This is a genomic window from Tropicimonas sp. TH_r6, assembly GCF_033101155.1.
Classification (GTDB): domain Bacteria; phylum Pseudomonadota; class Alphaproteobacteria; order Rhodobacterales; family Rhodobacteraceae; genus Tropicimonas.
In genome coordinates, this window is record NZ_JAWMPX010000022.1 from 35,656 (window position 1) to 61,641 (window position 25,986).

A 25,986-nucleotide genomic window follows, 5' to 3' on the forward strand; every position below is an offset into this window, starting at 1 on the left:
GGTTGCGCCGACCCCCTGAAGACCTGCGACCTGCAGGAAAATCGAGGCGGCACCCTTTCTGCGGGTTGTTACAATCGCTTGGCGCGGCCTGTCTTGCCTGTCCTCCCCGGGCACATGACGGCTATTCGCCGTGGCCAGATAGAAACCGATTCTCTCTCGCAGCAACCGGCGCGGCGATGTCAGACGGACCGGTCGCGGGGGACATCTGTGCAGGCCAGCGATCCGGAAGGTCAGGGAACGAAGAGGCGGGTGCCCGGTGGTATCAAAGGCAGGATCTGCCGGAGGTGATCGCGCCGGAGCGCGATGCAGCCTTCCGTGGGGTGACGTGGCTTGCGCCAGACATGCAGGAAGATCGCCGAGCCCTTGCCGGGGCGCGCGTCCGGCCAGTTCCAATCCGTCGTGAGGACGACATCGTAGAGGTGATCCGCCCGGCGCAGTTTCTCATGGCTCGCCGCATAGGGCGCGCGGGTGAAATGGTTATAGGCCGGATCGGTCGGATCGTCGGACCACAGGTCCCCTGGCAAGATCGGCTCAGCCCAGGGCGCGGGGGCGGGCAGACGGTCGGGGCGGTAGAGCAGGCCGGTGATCCTGTGCCAGCCGCGCGGCGTGGCGCCATCGCCTTCTCGCTTGTTACCGCTGAGGCCGCCGCGCCCGATCGCGGCAGGGTAGGTTCGCCCAAGGAAGCGCAGCCCGCGCGAGGTCAGGACAAGATCTTCCGGGCTCACAGAAGATGTCCCGATTTCGTGGCCTTCGTCGCCAGGTAGGCTGCGTTCTCGTCGGTATGGCCGACTTTCAGCGGCACGCGTTCGGTGACGTCTATCCCTTGCGCGCGCATCATCGCGATCTTGGCCGGGTTGTTTGTCATCAGCCGGACAGCGGAGAACCCCATCTCGCGCAGCAGCGCCGCACCGATGCGGAAGTCGCGCTCGTCATCCTCGAAGCCGAGCCGGTGATTGGCTTCCACCGTGTCAAAGCCCTGGTCCTGGAGCGCATAGGCGCGCATCTTGTTGGCCAGGCCGATCCCGCGCCCTTCCTGGTTGAGATAGAGCAGGATACCGCTGCCTTCCTCGCCCATCGCAGCAAGCGCGCCACGCAGCTGGGGGCCGCAATCGCATTTCAACGAGCCGAGCAGGTCGCCGGTGAAACAGGCCGAATGCAGTCGCGCAAGCACCGGGGCATGGCGATCCGGCTGGCCGATTTCGACCGCGTAATGCTCCTCGCCGCCGTCATCCGGGCGGAAGATATGCAGCCGCCCGGCCCGTGCGAGCGCCATGGGCAAACGCGCCGAGACCACCTCGTCATATTGCGCGCCACCTTCCGGCGGAAGGTCCGTGGCGAGATCCAGGACCGTTAGATTCTCGTCTCGCGCGCGCTCCGGCCCGGCGCAGGGGCGCACCAGCACGGCGGGCAGAAGCCGCGCCTCCTTGGCCAGCGCGATGCCGGCGCGGTGCAGCGCCGCGCTGCCGTCCCGCTCAGTCCGGAACGGACCTTTCATGGGGGCGGAGAGATCGTCGGCCGGATCCGCAACGGCTTGCGCCCAGTCAAGGGAGACGTCTGAGGGCAGGGCAATCCGGGCCAGATCGCCGTCATAGGCACGCGCCTTCAGCGTCTCCGCCCGGCGCGCCGTGACCGCGAGGACGGCTGTTCCGCCGGTCGCCATGCCGTCGAAACGCGCCCTGCCCAGAGTTTCGATGGCGACAACGAGGGCCGCATCCGATCCGGCCGTGAGGCAAACCGGCAAGCCCATGCGCAGGTCGGCCCGCGCGCGGGCGCGGCGTTCGGCGGGGCTGGGAGATAGCGTCATGGGGGTTCCGATCCTTGGCGGCGGAGCGATACCATGTAACAAATCATACCGGAAGTTGAAACAAACCCCGCAATCGGCACACATCGGCGTGAAGGGATTGCAGCAATCCTTGTCGAAACCGTGTGTCGCCCGCATTTCGGCTGAAGAAATGAAGAGGAAATCGCATGGCAAATCTGAAGAAGATCCTGCTCGTCGATGACGACGAGGACCTGCGCGAGGCGCTGAGCGAGCAGCTCGTGATGACCGAGGATTTCGATGTTTTCGAAGCCGGCAATGGTCAGGAAGCGATGGAGAAGGCGCGCGCCGGACTCTATGATCTCGTGATCCTGGATGTCGGCCTGCCGGATACCGACGGACGCGAGCTGTGTCGACTGATGCGCAAGCAGGGTGTGAAATGCCCGGTGCTGATGCTGACGGCGCATGACAGCGATGCCGACACGATTCTCGGACTGGATGCCGGTGCCAATGACTATGTCACCAAGCCGTTCAAATTCCCCGTTCTTCTGGCCCGAATCCGCGCCCAGCTGCGCCAGCACGAACAGTCCGAAGACGCCATCTTCCAGCTTGGCCCCTACACGTTCAAGCCGGCGATGAAGATGCTGATCACCGAGGAAGACCGCAAGATCCGGTTGACGGAAAAGGAAACCAACATCCTGAAATTCCTCTACCGGGCGACCGAAGGTGTCGTGGCACGCGACGTGCTGCTGCACGAGGTTTGGGGCTACAATGCCGGCGTGACGACCCACACGCTGGAGACGCATATCTATCGACTGCGGCAGAAGATCGAGCCCGACCCTTCCAATGCCAGCCTGCTGGTGACGGAGTCCGGCGGATATCGGCTCGTTGCATGAAAATGATCGAAGCAGCCTGACCTTAAGGAATGTATTAACCATTGCTGGGTAACAATCCCCTTGTCGCGTCGGGGTTATGGCGTGGCAACCTCCCTGTTGGACTGGCCCGGGCTTCGCGCCCGGGCTTTTTTTATGCGTCGCGTCAAGGAAAGATGGCGCGCCCGCCTGGGGCGAAAAGCGCAATCGAAGCGGACAGCCGCACCGTCCGCATCACGGATGGGAACCCGAAAGGTGCCGTCGTCGTCCGTCAGACCCGTTCGAAGGCGACCGCGATCCCCTGACCGCCGCCGATGCACATGGTGACCAGCGCCTTCGACCCGCCTGTCCGCTCCAACTCATGCAGCGCCTTGATGGCAATGATCGCGCCGCTGGCGCCGACCGGGTGGCCGAGCGCGATCGCACCGCCATTCGGGTTCACCCTGACTGGGTCCAACCCGAGCGCGCGGTTGACCGCGATGGCCTGGGCGGCGAAGGCCTCGTTGCTCTCGACCACATCGAAATCGGAGACGGACAACCCGGTTCGGGCGCAGAGCTTTTCGACCGCCGGCACCGGGCCGATGCCCATCACATCCGGGCGGACACCGGCGACGGCATGGCCGAGGATGCGTGCGCGCGGGGTGAGGCCCGCGGCCTGTGCCGTGTCCGCGCGCGCGAGCACAAGGGCCGCGGCGCCGTCATTGATGCCCGAGGCGTTGCCGGCGGTGACCGTGCCGCCTTTCTGGAAGGCCGGGCGCAGGCTGGCGAGTTTTTCCAGCGAGGTGGATTTCGGGTGCTCGTCGCGGGTGAAGGGGACCATGTCACGCTTGATCTTCACGTCGACCGGGACGATTTCGCGGTCGAAAAACCCGGCTTCGATAGCGCGGGCGGCCCGCTCCTGGCTCTCCAGCGCGAACGCATCCTGGTCTTCGCGGCTCACGCCATGTTCAGCGGCAACATTCTCCGCCGTCACGCCCATATGGCCGGTCCCGAAAGGACAGTTTAGCGCCCCGAGCATCATGTCCTGGCCGACAACATCGCCCATTTTCGCGCCCCAGCGGGCCTGCGGCACGATGTAGGGCGAGCGCGACATGCATTCGGCGCCGCCGGCCAGCGCAAAATCGGCATCCCCCAGTGACAGAGCCTGCGCGGCCGAGACAATCGCCTGAAGGCCGGAACCGCAGAGCCGGTTGACGTTCATCGCCGGCACTGTCTCCGGAATACCCGCCTCCATAGCCGCAACGCGGGAGAGATACATGTCGCGCGGCTCGGTGTTGATGATGTGGCCATAGACCACGGTGCCGATCTGCTCCGGCGCCACGGCGCTGTCGTCCAGCGCGGCCCGCGCGACTGCGGCGCCGAGCGCGATGGGGGTGGTTCCGGCGAATGCACCGCCAAAGGTGCCGATGGCGGTGCGCTTGCCGCCGAGAATGACGATATCCTGCATCTGTTCCTCCGAGGTCCCGTTGGCCTTTGTCCTAGCAGAGCATGGCCGGGGCCGCGCGGCAAACGTGGCGTCGGTTCAAGCGTCCGCCGCTTTTCCGAGCCGCTCGACGGCTGCAAAGGTCTCCTCGCCGTCGGATCCGAGGCGCGCCAGCAGCTCGGTTTGGTAGGCATTGGCCACCCCTTCGAGTTCCAGCATCATCGCTTCGCCCAACGCGGTCAGGGAGAGCTTGACCAGCCGCCCGTCCACCGGGTGCTCCTCCTTTGTCAGCAGCCCGTCCTTTTCCAGCCGGGTCGCGGCGCGGGAGACGCGGCTCTTGTCCATGTCGACCCGCTGGTGGATTTCGCCGACACTGGCCGGTCCGGAGGCGGAGAGATGCGCCACCACGCGCCACTCGGCGCGCGAGATGCCGAAGCGTTCGCTGTAGTGGTTGGAAAATTCGCGGCTGACCTTTCCGGCGAGCACGGCGAGACGGTAGGGGATGAAGCTGTCGAGGTCGAAATCGCTCACGTGGGGAGGCCTTTTTCCTGCTCGCCTATTGCTTGCTCACCGGCACGATATCGTCAAGTCGGGATAGGTTCGGACACAGGCCTGCGTATGATTTTGGCACCATCCTGGAGAGGCTCCAACCTGAGACCCTCATGACGGCCAGGCCACCCAATCGGAAGACGGGATGGCGCGTCAAGGAGAGTGCGCTTGACCGAGTCTGAATGCCGCTGCGAAGGGATAGCTCAGGGCATCTCGGGTGCGATCATGTGCAACGCACGGATCGCCTGGCCCGGCTTGCCAACCAGGGTTTCCTGATAGATGCGCTGCATCGCGCCGTTGCGATAGAGTGTCGACAGGATCGCATCGATCAGGAGGCGGAAATCCGTGTCGCCGCGGGTCATGGCGAGCCCTTGTTTCTCGATGCTCAGCAGTTGATCGGTGATCCGGAGGTCGCTTCCCAGATCCTTCGTCATCATCTGGTACGCAAGGATGGACTGGTCACCGAAATAGGCATCGATTTCGCCGGCGCTCAGGGCGTCAACACCCTCATCGTGGCTTTCAAACGGAACTTGTTCGGCGGTGATCCCGGCTTTCTTGATGGACGCCTCAAGCGCCTTTTGAGTGGTCGTACCGACGCGCACACCGATCCGCTTTCCGTCCAGCGCGGCGAAGGCCGGCTTGCCATTGCGCGGCAACAGCACGACCGCGCCATCGACAAAGGTCGGGATAGAAAAATCGACAATGTTGCGGCGTTCCAGCGTGATCGTCGAGGCGCCGCAGAGCAGATCGATCTCGCCCGAGGCGATCTTGTCGAACCGGTCCAGGGCGCTGACCTGGTGGAAGCTGACCGCGAGGTCTTCCATGTCGAGGCTGTTGGCCACGGCTTGCGCGACGCCAACGCAGAGCAGGGCCGAATAGCCGGCCGCGTTGCCTTCCTCGTTGGCATAGGAAATCGGAGCGGCATCGGTGCGATAGCCGAGCTTCAATTCGCCTGTCTCGCGGATGCGTTCAATGGTCTGGGCGGAGGTCTGGCTCGCCACGCCGAGGGCGAGGGTCAGGAAGAGTGTGAGGACGCGCATGGGCTCGATCTGCCTTGGTGATTTGCTGTTGGCCGCAGAGTAACGGTGCCCCGGGGAGAGCACCACACAAATCCCCGGCATCGCACCGGCCCGGCGGGATGGCGCCCGGGGCTTGACATCGTTGCGAGTGCAACGATATTTGGTGCCGGCGGCGCGAGATGCGAACAGGCGCCGAGAGGAGGACACTCGAATGACCCGACATGAGCTGCCCGAGGGCATGATCCGAGCCGCTTGCCAAGCTGGCCCCCACGCGGGCTACATGCCCGGTTTCGGCAACGATTTCGAGACCGAGGCGCTGCCCGGCGCGCTGCCGCAAGGCATGAACAGCCCGCAGAAATGCAATTATGGTCTCTATGGAGAGCAGCTCACCGGCACCGCCTTCACCGCGCCGCAGCACCAGAACGAGCGCACCTGGTGTTACCGGATCCGGCCCTCGGTCAAGCATTCGAGCCGGTATGAACGGATCGAGCTTCCCTACTGGAAGTCGGCGCCGAACGTGGTCGAGGACGTGCTCTCTCTCGGGCAATATCGCTGGGATCCGGTGCCGCATTCCGACGCGCCGCTCACCTGGATCACCGGCATGCGGACGATGACGACGGCCGGGGATGTGAACACGCAGGTCGGCATGGCGACCCATGTCTATCTCGTCAACGAGTCGATGGTGGACGACTACTTTTTCTCCGCCGACAGCGAGCTGCTGATCGTGCCGCAGGAAGGCCGGCTGCGCTTTGCCACCGAGCTTGGCATCATCGACCTCGCGCCACAGGAAATCGCCATCATCCCTCGCGGGCTGCTCTACCGGGTCGAGGTGCTGGACGGTCCGGCCCGTGGCTTTGTCTGCGAGAATTACGGCCAGAAATTCGAGTTGCCGGGGCGCGGACCCATCGGCGCCAACTGCATGGCGAACCGCCGCGATTTCAAATCCCCCGTCGCCGCCTTCGAGGATCGCGAGACGCCGTCCACGGTCACGATCAAATGGTGCGGCCAGTTCCATCGTTGCGAAATCGGCCATTCGCCGCTGGATGTCGTTGCCTGGCACGGCAATTACGCGCCGGTGAAATACGACCTGCGCACCTATTGCCCGGTCGGCGCGATCCTGTTCGATCATCCCGACCCGTCGATCTTCACGGTGCTCACCGCACCCTCCGGCGTGCCCGGCACCGCCAATATCGACTTCGTGCTGTTCCGCGAGCGCTGGATGGTGATGGAGGATACGTTCCGCCCGCCCTGGTACCACAAGAACATCATGTCCGAGCTGATGGGCAATATCTACGGCCAGTATGACGCCAAACCGGAAGGTTTCGTGCCTGGCGGCGTATCGCTCCACAACATGATGATCCCGCATGGGCCGGACAAGAACGCGTTCGAGGGCGCGTCGAATGCGGATCTGAAGCCGGAAAAACTCGACAACACGATGTCCTTCATGTTCGAGACCCGCTTCCCCCAACACCTCACGGAATTCGCCGGCAAGGAAGCGCCGCTTCAGGACGACTACATCGATTGCTGGGCGGATCTGGAGAAGAAGTTCGACGGGACGCCGGGAAAGAAATAGCGGAGGCACCCGATCATCAGCTCCCGCCCGGCCTCATGCCGGGCGAGGGCGCGCACTGCCCGGCATGCAGTCGAGGGCCGCCTCAGTTCCGGACCCTTAGGCGCAACAGCCGGCCCGAGCGCGCCAGTTGCATGTCCCAGGCCCGCGCGCCGCGATCTATCATGGCCTTGAATTGCACGGAGTCCGTGATGTCCTGGCCATTGAGACGGACGACGATATCGCCCGTCCGGAGCCCGAGCCGCGCCGACGCCCCGCCCGCGCGCAGCACGATCAGGCCGGAAGCGCCAACCGACAGGTCCAGCTGGTCGATCAGTTGCGGGGTGATGTCGGCCACGATCAGCCCGGCGAGCGGCGAACGGCCCTCGATCCGGACCGGCTCGGCCTCGTCGCCCGGCGCTTCGGACAGTGCGACCGAAACCGTTTCGCTCTTGCCGTCACGCAGCAGCTCGATGGTCGCCACGGCCCCGGCTCCCAATGTCAGCAGGCGGTATTCCAGTGCGTCCCCGGCATGCACCGGAAGGCCGTCCACTGACAGGATCACGTCGCCGGCTTGTAGCCCGGCCGCGGCAAAGGGGCTTTCGGGATGCATCTCGCTCACAAGCACACCGGCGGGCACCGCCTGTCCGAGCGCCTGCGCCAACCCGGCATCAACTTGCTGCACCGAAATCCCCGACCAGACACGCGCGAAGCTGTCCCGCCCGGCCTTGGCCTGCTCGACATATTGCGCCACCAGATTGGCGGGGATGGCGAAGCCGATCCCGTTCGACCCGCCGGAGCGGGTCAGGATCGAGGTGTTCAGCCCGAGCAGTTGCCCGGACATATCGACCAGCGCGCCGCCGGAATTGCCGGGGTTGATCGGCGCATCGGTCTGGATGAAGTACCCCGAACGTTGCCGGGTGGCCGCCCCGGTGCGGGCGGTCGCCGAGACGATGCCGGAGGAGACCGTCTGCCCGACCCCGAACGGGTTGCCGATGGCGAGCACGAGATCGCCGACCTCGGCGGCCTCGGAATCGGCAAAGGCAAGCGCGGGCAGGTCCTCGGCCTGGTCAAGACGGATGACGGCGATATCGGCCTCGCGATCGCTGAGCAGCACCTCGCCGTCAAACTCGCGCCGGTCCGCGAGCACGACGCGGATATCCGTCGCTTCCTGCACGACATGGTAGTTGGAGACGACGATACCGGCGGGATCGACGATGACGCCGGAGCCGAGCGAGTTCTCGACCCTTGGCATGGTCTGCCCGAACCCTTCGAAGAATTGCGAGAAGAACGGGTCGTTGGCGAAGGGGCTGGCATGGCGTTCGGTGACCCAGCTCGCGTAGATATTGACCACGGCTGGCGCGCTCTGGCGCACGACCGGGGCGTAAGACAGCTTGATCTCGGTGTCGCTGGCGGGAACCTGTTGTGCCGGGGTGGGACCGGTCAGGGCAAGGCTCGCGCAGAGCGAGAGAAGAACGAAAGCGCGCATGAAACGGGCTCCTCTTTCGGGCTTCGGACAATGCGATCAGATATGCGCGCGGGCGGGGGATCTTCAAGAGGTCTCGGCGCTTGCACCGCCGGACAATCCGCCCTAGCTGCATTGGGATGGACAAGCAGATGAGGCAAGAGATGGACCAACCGCTCGAAACCCTGACCCAGGCACTCCTGGACGCCGCTGCCAAGGCGGGCGCTGACGCCGCAGACGCGATGGCCGTGGACGGCACCTCGCTCAATATCGAGGTCCGGGGCGGAGCGTTGGAACAGGCGGAGCGCTCGGAAGGGGTCGATGTCGGGCTGCGGGTCATGCTGGGGCAGCGCCAAGCCTGCGTCTCGGCCTCCGACCTTTCGCCCCAGACCTTCACCGAGATGGCGGAGCGGGCGGTGGCGATGGCGCGCGAGGCGCCGGAAGATCCCGGCGTGGCACAGGCCGCTCCGGGGGAGTTCGCGAGCGAATGGGACGTGGATGGGCTCGAACTGGTCGATGCGTCCAGCGAGCCTGCGCCTGCTGAGCTGGAACAGGCGGCGCGGGAAGCGGAAGCCGCCGCGCTTGGCGTGGAGGGAATCAGCCGCGTCGACACGGTGGGCTCGGGCTATGGCCGCCGACGGGTCCATATTGCGACTTCGGCCGGGTTTGCAGGCGGCTATGCGCGCTCCGAATCGAGCCTCTACGCGGTGGCGATCACCGGCGAGGGCACGGATATGGAGCGCGACTATTACGGCGATTCTCGTGTCTTCCGGGCGGATCTGGACAGCGCCGAGACGGTCGGACGGACCGCCGCCGAGCGCACGATTGCCCGGCGCGGCGCCATCAAGCCGCCGACCGGTTCCTTTCCGGTGCTCTTTGACGAGCGGATATCGTCTTCGCTGATGGCGCATCTGCTGGTGGCGATCAACGGCAACGCCATCGTGCGTGGCGCCTCCTGGCTGCGGGACGCGATGGGGGAGCAGGTACTGCCCATCGGCCTCTCGCTGACCGAGCAGCCGCTGCGTCCGCGCTGCCAGGCTTCGCGCCCGTTCGATGCCGAGGGCCTTGCCACGCGCAGCCGCGATATTGTTCGCGATGGGATGCTGGAGCGCTGGGTGCTGGACCTCGCCACCGCGCGCAAGCTTGGGCTGGAAAGCACTGCCAATGCCGCGCGCGGCACCTCCGCGCCACCCTCGCCCTCGGTCACCAATGTCGCGCTGACCCAAGGCGATGCGAGCCGCGCGGAATTGCTGGCGCAGATGGGGACGGGGCTGCTCGTCACCTCCATGATCGGCGCCACGATCAACCCGACCACGGGCGATTACTCGCGCGGGGCCTCCGGCTTCTGGGTCGAAAACGGCGAGATCGCCTATCCGGTCAATGAATGCACGATTGCCGGCAATTTGCGAGGGATGCTGAAGGGCCTTGTGCCGGCGAATGACGCGCGGACACATCTGAGCCGGGTCGTGCCCTCGCTGCTGGTCGAAGGGCTGACGCTTGCCGGGCAGTGACCTTTCTCTCCTGATCGAGGCTGCCGAAGCGGCCGGCGATATTGCCCGGCGACATTTCACCTCTGACCACCGGGTCTGGGAGAAAGATGGCGGGCAGGGGCCTGTCACCGAGGCTGACCTTGAGGTCGATGCCATGCTGCATGCGCGCCTGACGGGCGCGCGGCCTGACTATGGCTGGCTCTCGGAGGAAAGCGAGGACAATGCCTCGCGCCTCGCCTGCGCGAGGGTCTTCGTTGTCGACCCGATCGACGGCACCCGCGCCTTCACCGAAGGCAGCCGGACCTGGGCGCATTCACTGGCCATCGTTGAGAACGGGCGGCCTGTGGCGGCGGTGGTCTATCTGCCGATGCTGGGCAAGCTCTACACTGCGGAGGATGGCAAGGGCGCGCGGTTCAACGGAGAGATTGTCGCCGCGAGTCCCCGGCAGGGTTTTCAGGGGGCGGACATTCTCGCTGCGCATCCGACCTTCAATGCCCGGTACTGGAAGGGCGGTGCGCCGGATGTGAAACGGCATTTCCGCTCTTCGTTGGCCTATCGGCTGGCGCTGGTTGGGGAGGGGCGTTTCGATGGCATGCTCACATTGCGTGACAGTTGGGAATGGGACATCGCCGCCGGCGCCCTGATCGCGGCGGAATCCGGCGCCCGCGTGACAGATCGGCTTGGCAACGCGTTGCGATTCAACACGCTGTCGCGCAAGGCGACGGGGATCGTCTGTGCAACGCCAGGCGTACATGCGGAGATCCTGGGACGGCTGGAACAATGAAACGGGCTGCCGGGAACCAGGGCTTCCCGAGAGTGGCGGCTCTGTGCGGTGGTCTTGAAAGAGCCCGGCACACCGCGCCCCCGGGACGTTCCTGAAAATCTCAACCCAGCGTCCGGAATCATGCCCGCGCCGTCGAGCTGCCGCGTGTTTATTGCGGCGGCTTCATGAAAAAGCCGCCCCCGCGCTTCTCACCGCGCTTGCCCTCGGTGCAAGAGACCATGTTCAGACCGGATTTCAGGTTTTTCGAGCTGCAGTGGCCCATGGACTGGCCAAGCGTGACAACCTTGTGCGGCTGCCCCTTCGCCTCCTTCTGCTGAACCGCTTCCCATGAACCGGACACGGCCACACCACACAGGATGATGGCGCCTGCGAGGAAAAGATTTGGGCTCAGGGAGCTGTGTCCGGAGGGCATGAGTCGTCTTTCGGATTGTCGTGATCCAAAAGCTATCTCTAAAATATGCCAAAAATTTGAAAAACCGGTGCACGGCGTTGGCAGGAAAAGGTTCTGCCCCGACGTAAAGGTATGATGCGGATAGGAAAGTGGTCAGCCTGCGGTCTGGGGCGCGACAGTCTGGCCGGCGGGCAGGTCATTGCCAGCGGGCGCGTTCGGCTTCAGAAATGGAAAGATGTCGCCAAGCGGCATATTCCAGATCTTGGCCGGGTGGTAGCGACACATCACTCGGTTCAACTCGGCATTGGTGGTGAAGCCCCGGCACTCGAACCCATTGCTTCCGACCGTTCCCTTGCCGGTTTCGTCACCAAGCATACCCAGTATCACGAGAATCGCGATCCCGAGGAAAAGAGGCCGCCCATAGCCGCCGATAATATGAACAACAGTTCCCATAGCACTCACCATCTGCGCAGAATCTGAAACAGGTCGATTATATGTCAAAAGCACGACGAAAGCGAGGCGGAGAGATTGCCGTCTCTGCCCTTCACCCCCGCGCGCGTTTGGGCTAAGGACACGCGACTTCTCAAGATGCATGGGGCATTCCCGATGAAATTCACCTTATCCTGGCTCAAGGATCACCTCGAGACCACCGCGACGCTGGACGAGATCGTCTATGCGCTGACCGATCTCGGGCTCGAAGTCGAAGGCGTCGAAAATCCGGTGGAGCGGCTCTCGGCCTTTACCATCGGCAAGGTGACCCACGCCGAGAAACATCCCGATGCGGACAAGCTGCGAGTCTGCAAGGTCGAGACCGATGAGGGCGAGTTGCAGATCATCTGTGGCGCACCGAATGCTCGCGAGGGGATCACCGTCGTGGTCGCCAAGCCGGGTGTCTATGTGCCGGGCATTGATACGACCATCGGCGTCGGCAAGATCCGCGGCATCGAGAGCTACGGCATGATGTGCTCGGAGCGCGAGATGGAGATGTCGGACGAGCATGACGGCATCATCGAGCTTCCCTTCGGTGAGGTCGGGCAGAGCTTCACCGACTGGCTGGCCGCGAACCAGCCCGAGCGGGTCGACCCGGTGATCGAGATCGCCATCACGCCGAACCGCCCCGATGCGCTCGGCGTGCGCGGCGTGGCGATGGATCTGGCCGCGCGCGGGCTCGGCTCGATGAAACCGCGCGACACGGATCCCGTTCCCGGCAGCTTCCCTTCGCCGATCTCTGTCACCATCGACGAGGACACGTTGGAACAGGCGCCGGTCTTCTATGGCCGTGTGATCAAGGGTGTGAAGAACGGCCCCTCGCCGAAATGGCTGCAGGATGCGCTGCGGGCCATCGGGCTGCGGCCGATCTCGGCGCTGGTCGATATCACCAATTTCTTCACCTATGACCGCAACCGCCCGCTGCATGTCTTCGACGCCGACAAGGTGAAGGGGAACCTGCGTGTGCATCTCGCCAAGGGCGGCGAGACTCTCGTTGGGCTGGACGAGAAGGAATACACCTTCGACGCGGGCATGACGCTGATCTCGGATGATGAGGGCGTGGAGAGCATCGCCGGTGTCATGGGCGGTCTGCCGACGGGCTGCACCGAGCAGACCACCAATGTCTTCCTCGAAGCCGCCTATTTCGATCCTATCCGCACCGCCTATACCGGCCGCGCGCTGAAGATCAACTCGGACGCCCGCTATCGTTTCGAGCGTGGCATCGATCCCTGCTGGACGCCCGACGGCATCGAACACGCGACCCGGATGATCCTCGACCTCTGCGGTGGCGAGGCCTCCGAGGTTGTCGTGGCCGGCGCGATCCCGGATGTCGCGCGCGCCTACAGGCTGGACACGGATCGCGTGGTGAGCCTGGTCGGCATGGAGATCCCCGCCGAGACGCAGCGCGCCACGCTGGAGGCGCTCGGCTTCAGCCTTGAGGGCGACATGGCCCATGTGCCGTCCTGGCGCCCGGACGTTCAGGGCGAGGCGGATCTGGTTGAAGAAGTGGCGCGGATTGCCTCGCTGACCAAGCTCGTCGGCAAGCCGATGCGCCGCGCCTCTGCCGGTGTGCCCAAGGCGGTGCTGACGCCGATGCAGCGCCGCGAGTCCACCGCGCGGCGGACCATCGCGACGCTGGGCTACAATGAATGCGTGACCTATTCCTTCGTTGATAGCGCCGCCTCCGATCTCTTTGGCGGCGATACGGAAACCACCGAACTGGACAACCCAATCTCTTCGGAGATGAGCCATATGCGGCCGACCCCGTTGCCGGGCCTGCTGCAGGCGGCCGCCCGCAACCAGGCGCGTGGCTTCGCGGACCTGGCGCTGTTCGAAGTCGGTCCCGGCTTCCTCGGCGGTGAACCGGAGGACCAGCAGCAGCTCGCTTGCGGGGTACTGGTTGGCCATTCCGGGCCGAAGGATGTCCACGGCGCGCGCCGCGCGGTCGATCTCTTCGACGCCAAGGCCGATATCGAGGCCGTTCTGGCGGCGATCGGTGCGCCGGCGAAGGCGCAGATCCGCCGCGATGTGCCAGACTGGCTGCATCCGGGGCGCTCGGGCGCAATTTGCCTCGGGCCGAAGAAGGTTCTGGGCTATTTCGGCGAGCTGCACCCCAAGGTGCTGGACGCGCTGGACGTGAAAGGGCCGGCCGTGGCCTTCTCCATCGACCTCGCCGCGGTTCCCTTCCCGAAGGCGAAGGGTACCAACCGCGGGGCTCTCGAACTGGCTGACCTGCAGGCGGTCGAGCGCGACTTCGCTTTCGTGTTGGACGCGCAGGTTGAAGCACTGACGGTGATCAACGCGGCCGCTGGCGCCGACAAGGCGCTGATCGAGGACGTGCGTGTCTTCGACGAGTTCCATGGCGTGAAGGCCGAAGCGCAAATGGGGGCGGGCAAGAAGTCCCTCGCCATCACCGTGCGGTTGCAGCCCAAGGACAAGACGCTGAAGGAAGCCGACATCGAAGCTGTCAGCAAAAAGGTCATCGAGAAGGTCGCCAAGGCCACCGGCGGCACGCTGCGCACCTAGATAAAGGTGAACCGATCTGGATGGTCGCCCCGGGTGATGGCTCGCGGGCGCCCTTATCCTGACCTGCTGACCACCGGATCTGATGCTGCGGGACAGGGGGATGTCGCCCCAATCGTTGGCAGCAAGCGATTTCCTCCGCTCCTGTTCGATGCAACCGAGCCACGCCCGGGGCTTTCCGGCAGAATTGATGTGCACGTGGTGCCGGCTTTGGTATCCTTCGCGGAAAGATTTTATTCGTGCCTCGCTCAGGGGCCGTATGCCGAGGTATCTGCAGTGAAGACCCTTTTCGTTCTGTTTGTCTCGATTTTCATGCTGGGAGCCGCGCCGACGGCGCGGGCGCAGGAAAGCGCCTGGATCCAGATCGAGGCGCTCCGTACGCTTGCGCAGGCGCAGGATCGCGCCCGGACCTATTCCGGAGCCTTCTCCAATGTGGCCGGCTTCCGGGTGGGGGGAGGCTGGTACGCCGTTGCCCTCGGTCCTTATACGGAGGTTGCCGCGGCTGCGGAATTGCGGGCGCTGAAGTCGCGGCGGCTTGTTCCGCAGGACAGCTACCTGGAGTCCAGCCTGCAATACGGTCAGCAATTCTGGCCCGTCGGGGTGAATTCCCTGCTGCAAACTCCGCAATCCGGGTCAGGCATTGTCGCGGTCCAGCCCGCCCCCGGAATTCCGCCTGCGCCCGAAGTTCCGCCTGCGCCGGCCTATATCCCGGACGAGACGCCCCGTCAGGCACGCGCCAGCGAACAGTCCCTGACGCGGGAAGAGCGCATGCTGCTTCAGGAGAGCCTTCAGTGGGAAGGGTTCTACAGCTCCACCATCGATGGCGCGTTCGGGCGCGGCACACGCGCTGCGATGCGAGCCTGGCAGGCGGCGAAGGGCTATGATGCGACCGGGATCCTGACCACCAATCAGCGCGTTGACCTCGTCGAGGATTATCAGTCCGCCTTTGCCGATTTCGACTTGCAGATGACGCGCAACACGGCGGCCGGGATCGAGATGATTTTGCCGCAAGGCAAGATCAGGGAGGGCGAGACCGAGGCACCCTTCGTGCAATATGACAGTGTGGATGAGGACGGGCTGCGCGTGGTTCTCATCAGCCAGACCGGCGACGAGGCAACGCTGTTCGGCCTCTACGACATCTTGCAGACGCTGGAGATTGTTCCGACCGAGGGGTTCCGCGAGCGCAAGAAGCGCAGCTTCGTGTTGACGGGACAGTCGCCGGAGTTGAGCTCCTACACCTATGCCGTGCTCTCAAATGGCTCCGTCAAAGGCTTCACGCTGGCCTGGACCGCCGGCGAGGAGCGGGTCATGAAGCGCGTCACCGAGACGATGCAGCAGAGCTTCACGCCGATCGAGGGGGTCGTGCTGCCGGACACCGCACTGAGCAGTGACGGCTCGGAGCAACGGATTGACCTGCTTTCGGGGTTGGAAATCCGGCGCCCGGACCGCTCGCGCAGCGGTTTCTTCGTTGACGGGTCCGGACGGGTTCTGACGACGACCGACGTGCTGGGGCAGTGCAGCCGCGTGACCATTGGCGAAGAAATCGAGGCGGAAATTGCGGCGCGGGACGACGCGTTGGGGCTCGCCCTGCTGGCCCCGCGCCAGACCCTCGCCCCGTTGGCCGTGGCTGAGTTCCAGGCCTCCGTGCCGCGTCTGAATTCCGAAGTGGCGCTGGCCGGCTTCTCCTACGAGGATATCCTCGACCTGCCGATCCTGACCTATGGCACGCTGGCCGATATCCGGGGACTGCAGGGCGAGGAGGCCGTTGATCGCCTTGCCCTGTCGAGCCTGCCGGGGGATGCGGGCGGACCGGTCTTCGATACGACCGGTGCCGTGCTCGGGATGCTCAAGGCTCGGCCCGATGCGGGCGCGCGGCAATTGCCGTCGGATGTGAATTTCGCGGTGGATGTGGCGGCGATTGCGGCGTTCCTTGGCGAGGCGGGCCTCTCTCCGCGTGCCTCTGAAGGCGCGGCGGTGCTGGCCCCGGAAGACCTGACGACGCTGGCTGGGGATGTAACGGTGCGGATCAGCTGTTGGAACTGAGCCGGAGCGGTTGCTGAAGAGCAGAGCTGCCCGGAGAACGGGCTTTCGTCGCTGGCATGGCGGCTTCGCGGGGACCTGGTGGCTTCAACGGCTCGGCCGTGATGTCTCCTGTGGGTTCATTCCGGAACGCGCCCCCATCCGATCCGCGCCCAGAGGCGCTCATGCAGGACATAGGTGATCAATCCCGTTGCCGCGCCGAGCACCGCGATGGCGCCGCCGGCGGAGACCGAACCGGTCACGCACCAGCTGATCGCGGTCATCACCAGCAATCCCATCGCCTGCCATGTCAGGGCCTTCGTGATACTACGCCGGGGGCTGTCGGTCATGTCATCTCTCTGAATCGTCTTGCGTCTTCGTCTCCTTGTCGCCCGGATCGAAGCCTGAGAGAATTCTGGGAATAGTCTTGTTTTTTTCAACAATGTAGAGAAAAGTCTCCAGACATGAAAATAATGGACAAACGTGACCGCGCGGAGATCTTTCGGGACAGGCTTTCCGCGCAGATGGCCGCGACAGGACTCACCCGGTCGGCGCTCGCCCGGGCAACCGGGGTGGACCGCTCGACCGTCGCGCAACTTCTGGCCGCGGACGCGGCCCGCTTGCCAAACGCGCATCTCGCGGCGGAATGCGCGCGTGTGCTCGGCGTCTCGTCGGACTGGTTGCTGGGGCTGTCGGATTGGCCAGAGCGTCCGGGCGACGTGTTCGCGGCGGCGATGACCGTGACGGAAGCCGCCCGCTCTTCGGCCGATGCACAGCTCCACGATTGGCACCGGGAAGCGGCGGGGTACAAGATCCGGCATGTCCCCGCGACGCTGCCGGATGTTTTGAAGACCGAGCCGCTGATGAACTGGGAATACAGCAAATTTCTCGGCAGGACACCGGAACAGGCCATCGGCGCCTCTCAGGACCGGCTCGGGCTGCTGGGCGGACAGATGTCGGATTACGAGATCGCCATCTCCATCGGCGAGTTGCGGGCTTTCGCCGCCGGAGCGGGATACTATCAGGGCTTGTCCGCCGAGATCCGACGCGCACAGCTCGATTACCTGATCACGACCGCCCGGGACCTCTTCCCGTCGCTGCGCCTCTTCCTCTTCGATGCCCGTCGCGTCTTCAGCGCCCCGGTCACGGTGTTCGGATCCTTTCTCGGCGTGGTTTATGTCGGTCGTTTCTACCTCGCCTTCCGATCGCGCGACCGGGTTCGGTCGTTGACCGAGCATTTCGACAACCTCATCCGGGAGGCGGATGTGGACGCCCGCGATGTGCCTGTCTGGCTGGAAGCGTTGCGGGCGGAGTTGCCGGAGGCTTGACCCGGCGCCCTGCCTTGCGGCAGATGCGCCGAAGCGAGGGGAGACCTGCCGATGAAACCATTCCTGATCCTGCAACTGCGCCCGGAGCCCGAGGCGTCGGACAACGAGTTCGAGGCCTTTCTCGCCAAGGGTGGACTGGCGCCGGACGAGGTGCGTCGGATTCGGCTGGAGCGGGAGGAGATTCCGGAGGGGCTGGATCCGGCGGAGTTCGCCGGGGTGATCGTCGGCGGCGGTCCGGGCTGCGTGTCCGATCCAGACGCGGGCAAGCCGCCGGTCGAGAAGCATATCGAGGAGGAGATCCTCGGGCTGATGCCCGCGATCACCCAGCAGGACATCCCCTTCATGGGCTGCTGCTATGGCATCGGGATCCTCGCACATCACCTCGGCGGCGAGGTTTCCAAGGCGCGATATGGCGAACCCGTGGGGCCGGTGCCCTGCGACGTGACCGAGGCCGGGCGGGCCGACCCGTTGCTGGCCGGGTTGCCAGATCGGTTTGAAGCGCTGGTCGGACACAAGGAGGCGGTGCAGGCGCTGCCGCCGGGCTGCGTGCAATTGCTGGCCTCGGAGCCCTGTCCGTTCCAGATGATCCGCTACGGGCGCAATGTCTACGCGACGCAGTTCCACCCGGAAGCCGATGGCGCGGTCTTCGCGCTGCGGATCGAAATCTACAAGGACAAGGGCTATTTCCCGCCGGAAGAGGCCGCGGCTCTCACCGAGGCTGTGATGGCCTCGAAGACAGATATCGCGCCGCGTATCTTGCGGAATTTCGTCAAACGGTATCGCGACTTGTGATCCAATGCACCAAGTCCCACGTAGTCTTATGCAAATGCATGCTGGACAAGGGGCGGCGTGACGGCGAGGTTGGGACCCGCCGGACGCGTTAGGTCCCGGTGAGGTTTTGATGAACACCCATATGGCAGACTTCACGCAAGATCCCGACCGCCAGGACGCCGAACGGGCGCTGGAGATTCTGCGCGACTGGGCCGAGCGGGCGACGGCGGAGGAGATCACCGATCTCGATCCGGCGGTGGCGCGCCTGCTGCCGCAGGGCGGCGGAAATACCGGGCCGGTCCTGAGCCGTCGCTATCCGGCAGAGTTTTCGGTGGATGACGCCTACAAGGCGACGCTGCCTGATCTTCAGAACGGGCCGGAAAGCCTGATCAAGGGCGCGAAACGGCAGATCGCACATGTCGGCATCTCCAATTTCCGCCTGCCGATCCGGTTTCACCGGCGCGAAGGCGTGGATCTGGCGCTGGACACCTCCGTGGTCGGAACGGTCAGCCTCGATGCGGCTAAGAAGGGCATCAACATGTCGCGCATCATGCGCAGCTTCTATGCCTCGGCCGAGCGGACCTTCAGCTTCGAGGTGATCGAGGATGCGCTGGAGCGCTACAAGTGCGATCTCGACAGTTTCGACGCCCGGATCATGATGCGTTTCTCTTTCCCGATGCGTGTTGCCTCGCTGCGATCGGGGCTGCAGGGGTATCAGTATTACGACATGGCGCTGGAAGTGGTCGATCACGGGGTGCATGGCGCGCTCAAGGTCATGCATCTGGACTATGTCTACTCCTCGACCTGCCCCTGTTCGCTGGAACTCTCCGAACATGCGCGCTCCTCTCGTGGGCAGCTTGCGACGCCGCATTCGCAGCGGTCCGTGGCGCGTCTGTCGCTCGTGGTGGAACCCGAGACGCAATGCCTGTGGTTCGAGGATCTGGTCGAGATGTGTCGGCGCGCGGTGCCGACGGAGACTCAGGTCATGGTCAAGCGCGAAGACGAGCAGGCCTTTGCCGAACTCAACGCTGCCAACCCGATCTTCGTCGAGGACGCCGCGCGGCTCTTTGCCGAGCAGCTGGAGATGGATCCGCGGGTCGGTGATTTCCGGGTGGTGGCGAGCCATCAGGAGAGCCTGCACAGCCATGATGCGGTTTCGGTGCTGGTCGAAGGCGAGACCTTTGCAGGGCAAAGCCTTGAGCCGCACCTCTTCGAGAGCATGTTTCACCGGGGGTGAGGAAATCGGGCGCGCGCGCCACGCGTCACGCCCATCAAGGGGGCTGCGCCACATCGGCGGCGCAGCCGATCTCAATCACTCCGACGGAAAACCGCCGACAGCTTTCACTTCGAGGAAATCCTCCAGCCCGAATGCGCCGCCTTCGCGACCGTTGCCGGACTGCTTGATCCCGCCGAAGGGCGCAGTCTTGGCGCGGCTCTTGCCGTTGATCTCGACCATGCCGGCCTTGAGCGCGAAGGCCATACGGCGCTGGCGCGCTGGATCCTGCGTCTGGGCGTAGTTGGTCAGGCCATAGTCGGTGTCATTGGCGATGGCGACGGCTTCTTCCTCGGTCTCGAAGGGGATGATCGACAGCACCGGTCCGAAGATCTCCTCGCGCGCTATCGTCATGTCATTGGTCACGTCTGCGAAAACGGTCGGGCGGGCGAAATACCCCCGGTTCAGCCCGTCGGGACGACCAGGACCACCCGCGACAAGCCGCGCGCCTTCCGCGATGCCCTTCTCGATCAGGCCCTGGACCTTGTCCCACTGCATCTGGCTGACCAGCGGCCCGATATGGCGGCCATCCTCATGCGCCGAGGCAACGGCGGTCTTCTCGGCAGTCTCGCGCGCGGTCTCGACGACCTGGTCGTAGACCTCGCGCTGGACCAGCATCCGCGAGGGTGCGTTACAGGACTGGCCGGTGTTCTGCATCATGTGGCGCACGCCGCGCAGCACGGCTTTCTCATCCGCATCGGCGAAGATCAGGTTGGCGCCCTTGCCACCAAGTTCAAGGCTCACGCGCTTGAGCGATTCAGCCGCGGCCTTGGAGATCAGGATGCCGGCGCGGGTCGACCCGGTGAAGGAGACCATGTCGATGCCGGGATGGGCCGAAAGCTGGGAGCCGACGCCCACGCCGTCGCCATTGACCATGTTGTAGACACCCGCCGGCACACCGGCTTCGTCGAGGATCTCGGTCCAGAGCAACGAGGAGAGCGGCGCGATTTCGGAGGGCTTGAGCACCATGGTGCAGCCCGCAAGCAGCGCCGGGATAACCTTCAGCACCACCTGGTTCATCGGCCAGTTCCAGGGGGTGATCATCGCCACCGTGCCGATGGGCTCCAGAATGATCCGGTCATTGGGGGAGGTGGCATTGAGCGGCCGGTCGAACTGGAAGTCCTTCATCGCCTCGAGGAACCCCTCGATATGCCAGGACCCGGCGCCGACCTGGCTGTTGCGCGACATGGCGATCGGCGCGCCCATCTCCAGCGTCATTGCCTGCGCCATTTCCTCGGCCCGGCGTTTGTAGATCTCGAGGATCCTCTCCACCAGAGCCACGCGCTCGGCCGGGTCCGTCGCGGCCCAGGCCGGGAAAGCGGCATTGGCGGCGGCAACGGCGGCATCGGTGTCGGCCTGCCCCCCGAGAGAGATGATCGCAACCTCTTCCTCGGTGGAGGGATCGATGACGGGGAGGTCATTGCCAACGGCCGGATCAACCCAGGCGCCGTCGATGTAGAATTTGCGTTTCTCGATCATATTGTATCTCTCACTCTTGTCTGGTGGCTCAAGAGCCTGATTTGTTTTGTCAAAACGGGGTGTGGCGTGGTGTGCCTGACCCCATTCGACATCGTCCGCGCCTGCACGCCGCTCCTGAACAGAACCTAATCGGTGGCGAGTTCGGCGATCCGGCGGTTCGATCGCTATATCTGGATGCCGGGCCGGTATTACAACTCCGAACCCGATTGACGCGACCGCACCTGCTTTGGCGCTACGGTCATGCTGAAACAGACATCTGACTTTCACAGCCGCATTGCAAGCCTCGTTGCCCATGCGCTGAAACAGGCGGTCAACTGAAGCGCTAGGGAGCCGACCCGCCTTCGCCGTCTACAACCAAGAAACCGGCAGAGCGACGCACATGATGCAGGACTGGTCCTCGCCGCCGGAAAGCACGGCACGTGGTGGGTTTGCCACGCGCATGTGGGCGGCCGTCAATGGCAGGCACGGATTGGCCATTGCGCTGCCATGATGCACGTTGAGACCCGCAAGAGGTGGCCAATCGGGGAGCGCGCCCGCGCCGTCCGCAGCCATATCGGGACGGTGTTGCGCAAGAAACTGCGGCGTTGAAAGAAGGGGTTGCACTCGTGACTTTAGAATATATCTAAACCGTGACTCGCGCATCTCACACTCACAAGGAGCCAGTTTATGGGCCTTCGTATCAATGACATCGTCCCCGACTTGAAATTCGAAACCAGCCAGGGTGAAATCCAGTTCCACGACTGGATCGGCGACAGCTGGGCGATCCTCTTTTCGCATCCGAAAGACTTTACCCCGGTCTGCACGACCGAGTTCGGCGCCGTCGCCCAGCTCGCCGAGGAATGGGAAAAGCGCAACACCAAGGTGATCGGTCTCTCCGTCGACGGTGTTGCGGAGCACAAGGAATGGATCGCCGATATCGAGAAATACGCCGAAGCCCCGGTGCCCTTCCCGATCATCGCCGATGAGAGCCTCGAAGTCTCCAAAGCCTTCGACATGCTGCCCGCCGATGCCTACCTGCCCGATGGCCGCACCGCTGCGAACAGCGCCTCGGTCCGTTCGGTCTTCATTATCAGCCCGGACAAGAAGCTGCAGCTTTCCATGACCTACCCGATGTCGGTTGGCCGCAACTTCGCCGAGGTGTTGCGGGCGCTGGACGCGCTGCAGGCGACCTTCGGCGCGCCGATTGCCACCCCGGCCAACTGGACCATGGGTCAGGACGTGATCATCGCGCTTTCGCTTGACGACGACGCGGCCAAGGAGAAGTTCGGCGCGTTCGACGCTGTCCTGCCCTATCTGCGCAAGACCAAGTCGCCGGTCTGATCCGTTCCCGCGAGATCTTGGCGAGCCCCGTCGAAAGGCGGGGCTCGTTTGTGTTTGGCGCGCGGCCATCGCCCCGGAAACCTCATCCGGGTCCGGGTGTGTGGACGTCCGCTCCGGCGTGTCGCGGGTCAACACGCAGCGGCTGTGCGGGAATGCACAATTGTCGATTTTATTGCCTTATTCGCACTCTGATCGAAATTTAAGCGTAGAAAAACACCGAAAGAGCCTTCAATTTTTCCAAAAGTGAGCATTTTAATCAATAATTTAAATGGCTTCTTGCGACAATTGGTTCGGGCGGGGTGAATATTTTCTATTTGCGTTTTCCTAAAAAAACGACATTATTGCTGTATGGCAAAGGATACAGCTAAACTTTCGGGGGACATGGCGGGCCAGGAAGCCTCCGCGACCCAGAAAGCATATCTCGCTCTTCGGCGAATGATCGTCGTGGGTGAGTTGCAGCCGGGCGAGAAGCTCAAGATCGACCGCTTGCGTGCGCGTCTCAACACCGGCGCGTCGCCGATCCGCGAGGCGCTGAGCCTGCTCACCTCCGATCTTCTGGTGGAGCGGCTGGACCAGCGCGGGTTTCGCGCGGCGCCGACAAGCCACGAGAATTTCGTCGAGATCCTGACCCTGCGCTGCGAGCTCGAGGAGATGGCCCTGCGCCAGAGCATCGCCAATGCCGACGAGGCCTGGGAGGACGCGCTTGTCCTCGCGCATCACAAGATGGCCCGGGAAGGCAGGGGGGATCTCGAATCCTTCGAGGAGCGCCACAAGGCGTTTCACATGGCGCTGCTTGCGAATTGCAACTCGCCCATCCTGATGAAGTTCTGCAGCCAGCTCTACGACCTGAACATCCGTTATCGATACCTGGCCGGAAATGCGCTGAACTATCAGAAGCGCGATGTCAGCACGGAGCATTCCGCCATTCTCGAGGCCGCGGTGGATCGCAATGCCGACCTGGCCGCGGAACGGCTGCTGAGCCACTACCACCAGACCGGCGCTTTCCTCAACGGGTTGTTCGCGACCAACGACTCCGAAGGCTGATCTCGGAGACAGTCGGGGCTCCCTTTCATACGCCTGAACGGAAAACGGCGGCGCAAGGGCGCCGCCGTTCCTGTCTTGAAAGGTCCGGACGCTTACGCGTCGTCGTCCTTCTTGGCCATCTCGCCGGTCGCCTGATCGACAACTTTCATCGAAAGCTTGACCTTGCCGCGATCGTCGAAGCCCAGCAGCTTGACCCAGACTTCCTGGCCTTCCTTGAGCACATCCGAGGGATGGTTCAGGCGACGGTTCTCGATCTGGGAGACGTGCACGAGGCCGTCCCGCTTGCCGAAGAAGTTCACGAAGGCGCCGAAATCGACGATCTTCACGACCTTGCCCTTGTAGATCTTGCCCTCTTCCGGCTCTGCCACGATCGAGTAGATCATGTCATAGGCCTTCTGGATGGACTCGGCATTCGGCGAGGCGATCTTGACGATGCCGTCGTCGTTGATGTCGACCTTGGCGCCGGACATCTCGACGATCTCGCGGATCACCTTGCCGCCCGAGCCGATCACTTCACGGATCTTGTCGGTCGGGACCTGCATGGTCTCGATGCGCGGGGCGTGGGCGGAGAATTCCTGGCGACCAGCCGACAGGGCTTTGCCCATTTCACCAAGGATGTGCATCCGGCCATCTTTTGCCTGCGCGAGCGCCTGCTTCATGATCTCAGGCGTGATGCCGGCGATCTTGATGTCCATCTGCAGCGAGGTGATGCCCGCTTCGGTACCGGCAACCTTGAAGTCCATGTCGCCGAGGTGATCCTCGTCGCCAAGGATGTCGGTGAGCACCGCGTAGGAGCCGTCCTCTTCGAGGATCAGGCCCATGGCAACACCGGCCACGGCGGCCTTGAGCGGAACGCCCGCATCCATCATCGACAGCGAACCGCCACAGACGGAAGCCATCGAGGAGGAGCCGTTGGATTCGGTGATCTCGGAGACCACGCGGATCGTGTAGGGGAAGTCGGTCGGGGCGGGCAGGACGGCCTGAAGGGCGCGCCATGCCAGCTTGCCGTGGCCGATTTCACGACGGCCCGGGCCCATCACGCGGCCAACTTCACCAACCGAGTAGGGCGGGAAGTTGTAGTGCAGCAGGAAGTTGCTGCGGAAGTTGCCGTGCAGGGCGTCGATGATCTGCTCGTCTTCGCCGGTGCCGAGCGTGGTGACCACGAGGCCCTGGGTCTCGCCGCGGGTAAACAGCGCGGAACCGTGGGTCCGGGGCAGCAGGCCGGCCTGAACGTCGATCGGGCGGACGGTCGTGGTGTCACGGCCGTCGATCCGCTTGCCGGTCTTGACGACATCGCCGCGCAGGATCGAGCTTTCCAGCTTCTTGAGGGCAGACCCGAGGTTGGCGTCCTCGAGCTGCTCATCGGTCAGGCTTTCGGTGATCTTGGTGCGCGCGGCGGAAATGGCCGAGGTGCGCTCCTGCTTGTCGGTGATCGCGAAGGCGGCGCGCATGTCGGCTTCGCCGGCTGCTTTCACCACGCCGTAGAGCTCCGAGTAATCCGGCGCCTGGAAGTCGAACGGCTCCTTGGCGGCGTCTTCGGCCAGGTCGATGATCAGGTCGATCACCGGCTGGATCTGCTCGTGGGCGAAGGTCACGGCGCCCAGCATCTCGTCTTCCGTCAGCTCGTAGGCTTCGGATTCGACCATCATCACGGCGTCCTTGGTGCCGGCGACGACGAGGTCAAGACGCTGTTCGGGCTTCAGGCGAAGCTGGTCCATGTCCTGAACTTCAGGGTTCAGAATGTACTCGCCATCGACGAAACCGACGCGCGCGGCGCCGATCGGGCCACGGAACGGCACGCCGGAGATCGTCAGCGCGGCAGAGGCGGCGATCATGGCGACCATGTCGGGGTCGTTGACGAGGTCGTGGCTGAGCACGGTGCACATGACGAGCACTTCATGCTTGAAGCCGGGGACGAAGAGCGGACGGATCGGGCGGTCGATCAGGCGCGCGGTGAGCGTTTCCTTCTCGGTGGGCCGGGCCTCACGTTTGAAGAAGCCACCCGGCACCTTGCCGGCAGCGTAGTATTTTTCCTGGTAATGCACGGTCAGCGGGAAGAAATCCTGACCCGGCTTCGGCTTGCGGGCAAAGGTCACGTTGGCCATGACAGAGGTCTCGCCCAGCGTGGCGATAACCGAACCGTCGGCCTGACGGGCAACCTTGCCGGTTTCGAGCGTGAGGGTTTCTTCGCCCCACTGCATCGATTTTTTCACTTCATTGAACATCTAGCGTATCCTGTCTGGGAGCGCTCCCGGGCGTATCCCGGGTCTCCCGTTTTGAATGGCGGCCCCATTGCCGCCGACCCCTCATCCTCTTGCACGCGCCCGGGGTCAGAAGGCGTCACGTCTCAGATGGGCGGGCCATACAGGGTTTTTCGCTGTTTGGAAAGAAAAGTTGTGCCTGCATTGAGCCGACGAGCATTCCGTCGAAAACCGATGG

The 25,986-nt window shown here is 64.1% G+C and carries 22 protein-coding genes; 11 read left to right on the forward strand and 11 right to left on the reverse strand.

What is annotated here, in order from left to right; all coding sequences use genetic code 11:
- Positions 1-230 precede the first annotated feature (230 nt).
- Both R3X27_RS18615 and ribA read right to left on the reverse strand, forming a co-directional pair.
- A complete protein-coding gene (locus tag R3X27_RS18615) occupies positions 231-725 on the reverse strand; it encodes a L,D-transpeptidase (protein WP_317710387.1) in 495 nt (164 codons plus the stop codon).
- Positions 722-1,804: a GTP cyclohydrolase II gene (gene ribA / locus R3X27_RS18620; protein ID WP_317710388.1), complete on the reverse strand. Its 1,083-nt coding sequence runs from the start codon at positions 1,802-1,804 to the stop codon at positions 722-724. Before ribA ends, R3X27_RS18615 begins: the two co-directional genes overlap by 4 nt.
- A 164-nt stretch (positions 1,805-1,968) precedes the next feature.
- Between ribA and R3X27_RS18625 the strand changes: the two genes are divergently transcribed.
- Entirely contained in the window at positions 1,969-2,655 is a 687-nt protein-coding gene (locus tag R3X27_RS18625) for a response regulator transcription factor (RefSeq protein WP_317710389.1), read from the forward strand.
- A gap of 247 nt (positions 2,656-2,902) precedes the next feature.
- Here the strand turns inward: R3X27_RS18625 and bktB are convergent, their stop codons facing one another.
- The 3 genes from bktB to R3X27_RS18640 form a co-directional block, all read right to left on the reverse strand.
- Entirely contained in the window at positions 2,903-4,078 is a 1,176-nt protein-coding gene (bktB, locus tag R3X27_RS18630; RefSeq protein WP_317710390.1) for a beta-ketothiolase BktB, read from the reverse strand.
- Positions 4,079-4,153: 75 nt separating this feature from the next.
- Positions 4,154-4,585, reverse strand: a complete 432-nt coding sequence (locus R3X27_RS18635) for a MarR family winged helix-turn-helix transcriptional regulator (RefSeq protein ID WP_317710391.1) — start codon at positions 4,583-4,585, stop codon at positions 4,154-4,156.
- A 221-nt stretch (positions 4,586-4,806) separates the two neighbouring features.
- Positions 4,807-5,643: an amino acid ABC transporter substrate-binding protein gene (locus R3X27_RS18640; RefSeq protein WP_317710392.1), complete on the reverse strand. Its 837-nt coding sequence runs from the start codon at positions 5,641-5,643 to the stop codon at positions 4,807-4,809.
- A 190-nt stretch (positions 5,644-5,833) separates the two neighbouring features.
- Here R3X27_RS18640 and hmgA point away from each other — a divergent pair, with 190 nt between their 5' ends.
- Complete coding sequence (hmgA, locus tag R3X27_RS18645; protein ID WP_317710393.1) at positions 5,834-7,195, forward strand: homogentisate 1,2-dioxygenase; 1,362 nt, start codon at positions 5,834-5,836, stop codon at positions 7,193-7,195.
- 82 nt (positions 7,196-7,277) lie between these two features.
- On the opposite strand, the gene R3X27_RS18650 is transcribed toward hmgA, so the two are convergent.
- Positions 7,278-8,660, reverse strand: coding sequence for a trypsin-like peptidase domain-containing protein (locus R3X27_RS18650; RefSeq protein WP_317710394.1), 1,383 nt, complete (start codon positions 8,658-8,660; stop codon positions 7,278-7,280).
- A 140-nt stretch (positions 8,661-8,800) separates the two neighbouring features.
- On the opposite strand from R3X27_RS18650, the gene R3X27_RS18655 reads away from it, so the two are divergent.
- The gene (locus R3X27_RS18655) at positions 8,801-10,147 is read left to right on the forward strand and encodes a TldD/PmbA family protein (RefSeq protein ID WP_317710424.1); all 1,347 of its coding nucleotides are present in this window, start codon (positions 8,801-8,803) and stop codon (positions 10,145-10,147) included.
- Positions 10,134-10,910, forward strand: coding sequence for a 3'(2'),5'-bisphosphate nucleotidase CysQ (locus tag R3X27_RS18660; RefSeq protein WP_317710395.1), 777 nt, complete (start codon positions 10,134-10,136; stop codon positions 10,908-10,910). The genes R3X27_RS18655 and R3X27_RS18660 overlap by 14 nt, the downstream gene beginning before the upstream one ends.
- Before the next feature lie 148 nt (positions 10,911-11,058).
- On the opposite strand, the gene R3X27_RS18665 is transcribed toward R3X27_RS18660, so the two are convergent.
- Positions 11,059-11,322 (reverse strand): hypothetical protein, encoded by a 264-nt coding sequence (locus R3X27_RS18665; protein WP_317710396.1) that lies wholly within the window; start codon positions 11,320-11,322, stop codon positions 11,059-11,061.
- 132 nt (positions 11,323-11,454) lie between these two features.
- Positions 11,455-11,754 carry a hypothetical protein gene (locus tag R3X27_RS18670; protein ID WP_317710397.1) on the reverse strand — a complete coding sequence of 100 codons (300 nt, stop codon included), beginning with the start codon at positions 11,752-11,754 and terminating at the stop codon, positions 11,455-11,457.
- A gap of 153 nt (positions 11,755-11,907) precedes the next feature.
- Here R3X27_RS18670 and pheT point away from each other — a divergent pair, with 153 nt between their 5' ends.
- Positions 11,908-14,316, forward strand: a complete 2,409-nt coding sequence (pheT, locus tag R3X27_RS18675; RefSeq protein ID WP_317710398.1) for a phenylalanine--tRNA ligase subunit beta — start codon at positions 11,908-11,910, stop codon at positions 14,314-14,316.
- Between the two features lie 273 nt (positions 14,317-14,589).
- Entirely contained in the window at positions 14,590-16,356 is a 1,767-nt protein-coding gene (locus R3X27_RS18680; RefSeq protein WP_317710399.1) for a trypsin-like peptidase domain-containing protein, read from the forward strand.
- 116 nt (positions 16,357-16,472) lie between these two features.
- Here the strand turns inward: R3X27_RS18680 and R3X27_RS18685 are convergent, their stop codons facing one another.
- Entirely contained in the window at positions 16,473-16,682 is a 210-nt protein-coding gene (locus tag R3X27_RS18685) for a DUF2061 domain-containing protein (RefSeq protein ID WP_317710400.1), read from the reverse strand.
- A gap of 123 nt (positions 16,683-16,805) precedes the next feature.
- On the opposite strand from R3X27_RS18685, the gene R3X27_RS18690 reads away from it, so the two are divergent.
- The 3 genes from R3X27_RS18690 to folE2 all read left to right on the forward strand — a co-directional run bounded on the left by R3X27_RS18690 (position 16,806) and on the right by folE2 (position 19,668).
- Positions 16,806-17,660 carry a helix-turn-helix transcriptional regulator gene (locus tag R3X27_RS18690; RefSeq protein WP_317710401.1) on the forward strand — a complete coding sequence of 285 codons (855 nt, stop codon included), beginning with the start codon at positions 16,806-16,808 and terminating at the stop codon, positions 17,658-17,660.
- Between the two features lie 51 nt (positions 17,661-17,711).
- The gene (locus R3X27_RS18695) at positions 17,712-18,452 is read left to right on the forward strand and encodes a glutamine amidotransferase (protein WP_317710402.1); all 741 of its coding nucleotides are present in this window, start codon (positions 17,712-17,714) and stop codon (positions 18,450-18,452) included.
- A gap of 109 nt (positions 18,453-18,561) precedes the next feature.
- Entirely contained in the window at positions 18,562-19,668 is a 1,107-nt protein-coding gene (gene folE2 / locus R3X27_RS18700; protein ID WP_317710403.1) for a GTP cyclohydrolase FolE2, read from the forward strand.
- 75 nt (positions 19,669-19,743) lie between these two features.
- Here the strand turns inward: folE2 and R3X27_RS18705 are convergent, their stop codons facing one another.
- Positions 19,744-21,183 carry an aldehyde dehydrogenase family protein gene (locus tag R3X27_RS18705; protein ID WP_317710404.1) on the reverse strand — a complete coding sequence of 480 codons (1,440 nt, stop codon included), beginning with the start codon at positions 21,181-21,183 and terminating at the stop codon, positions 19,744-19,746.
- Between the two features lie 666 nt (positions 21,184-21,849).
- Between R3X27_RS18705 and R3X27_RS18710 the strand changes: the two genes are divergently transcribed.
- The gene (locus R3X27_RS18710; protein ID WP_317710405.1) at positions 21,850-22,503 is read left to right on the forward strand and encodes a peroxiredoxin; all 654 of its coding nucleotides are present in this window, start codon (positions 21,850-21,852) and stop codon (positions 22,501-22,503) included.
- Positions 22,504-22,884: 381 nt separating this feature from the next.
- On the forward strand, positions 22,885-23,547 hold the full coding sequence (locus R3X27_RS18715) for a GntR family transcriptional regulator (RefSeq protein WP_317710406.1): 663 nt from the start codon (positions 22,885-22,887) through the stop codon (positions 23,545-23,547).
- Positions 23,548-23,639: 92 nt separating this feature from the next.
- Here the strand turns inward: R3X27_RS18715 and pnp are convergent, their stop codons facing one another.
- Positions 23,640-25,772: a polyribonucleotide nucleotidyltransferase gene (gene pnp / locus R3X27_RS18720; protein ID WP_317710407.1), complete on the reverse strand. Its 2,133-nt coding sequence runs from the start codon at positions 25,770-25,772 to the stop codon at positions 23,640-23,642.
- Positions 25,773-25,986 lie beyond the last annotated feature (214 nt).

Bases quoted from the DNA above. Each gene is read 5' to 3' on its own strand.
- R3X27_RS18685 (WP_317710400.1), bottom strand. From the start codon at position 16,682: ATGACCGACAGCCCCCGGCGTAGTATCACGAAGGCCCTGACATGGCAG.
- pnp (WP_317710407.1), bottom strand. From the start codon at position 25,772: ATGTTCAATGAAGTGAAAAAATCGATGCAGTGGGGCGAAGAAACCCTC.
- R3X27_RS18705 (WP_317710404.1), bottom strand. From the start codon at position 21,183: ATGATCGAGAAACGCAAATTCTACATCGACGGCGCCTGGGTTGATCCG.
- R3X27_RS18710 (WP_317710405.1), top strand. From the start codon at position 21,850: ATGGGCCTTCGTATCAATGACATCGTCCCCGACTTGAAATTCGAAACC.
- R3X27_RS18690 (WP_317710401.1), top strand. From the start codon at position 16,806: ATGGACAAACGTGACCGCGCGGAGATCTTTCGGGACAGGCTTTCCGCG.
- R3X27_RS18640 (WP_317710392.1), bottom strand. From the start codon at position 5,643: ATGCGCGTCCTCACACTCTTCCTGACCCTCGCCCTCGGCGTGGCGAGC.
- hmgA (WP_317710393.1), top strand. From the start codon at position 5,834: ATGACCCGACATGAGCTGCCCGAGGGCATGATCCGAGCCGCTTGCCAA.
- R3X27_RS18650 (WP_317710394.1), bottom strand. From the start codon at position 8,660: ATGCGCGCTTTCGTTCTTCTCTCGCTCTGCGCGAGCCTTGCCCTGACC.
- folE2 (WP_317710403.1), top strand. From the start codon at position 18,562: ATGAACACCCATATGGCAGACTTCACGCAAGATCCCGACCGCCAGGAC.
- R3X27_RS18670 (WP_317710397.1), bottom strand. From the start codon at position 11,754: ATGGGAACTGTTGTTCATATTATCGGCGGCTATGGGCGGCCTCTTTTC.
- pheT (WP_317710398.1), top strand. From the start codon at position 11,908: ATGAAATTCACCTTATCCTGGCTCAAGGATCACCTCGAGACCACCGCG.
- bktB (WP_317710390.1), bottom strand. From the start codon at position 4,078: ATGCAGGATATCGTCATTCTCGGCGGCAAGCGCACCGCCATCGGCACC.
- R3X27_RS18665 (WP_317710396.1), bottom strand. From the start codon at position 11,322: ATGCCCTCCGGACACAGCTCCCTGAGCCCAAATCTTTTCCTCGCAGGC.
- R3X27_RS18625 (WP_317710389.1), top strand. From the start codon at position 1,969: ATGGCAAATCTGAAGAAGATCCTGCTCGTCGATGACGACGAGGACCTG.
- R3X27_RS18695 (WP_317710402.1), top strand. From the start codon at position 17,712: ATGAAACCATTCCTGATCCTGCAACTGCGCCCGGAGCCCGAGGCGTCG.
- R3X27_RS18655 (WP_317710424.1), top strand. From the start codon at position 8,801: ATGGACCAACCGCTCGAAACCCTGACCCAGGCACTCCTGGACGCCGCT.
- R3X27_RS18715 (WP_317710406.1), top strand. From the start codon at position 22,885: ATGGCGGGCCAGGAAGCCTCCGCGACCCAGAAAGCATATCTCGCTCTT.
- ribA (WP_317710388.1), bottom strand. From the start codon at position 1,804: ATGACGCTATCTCCCAGCCCCGCCGAACGCCGCGCCCGCGCGCGGGCC.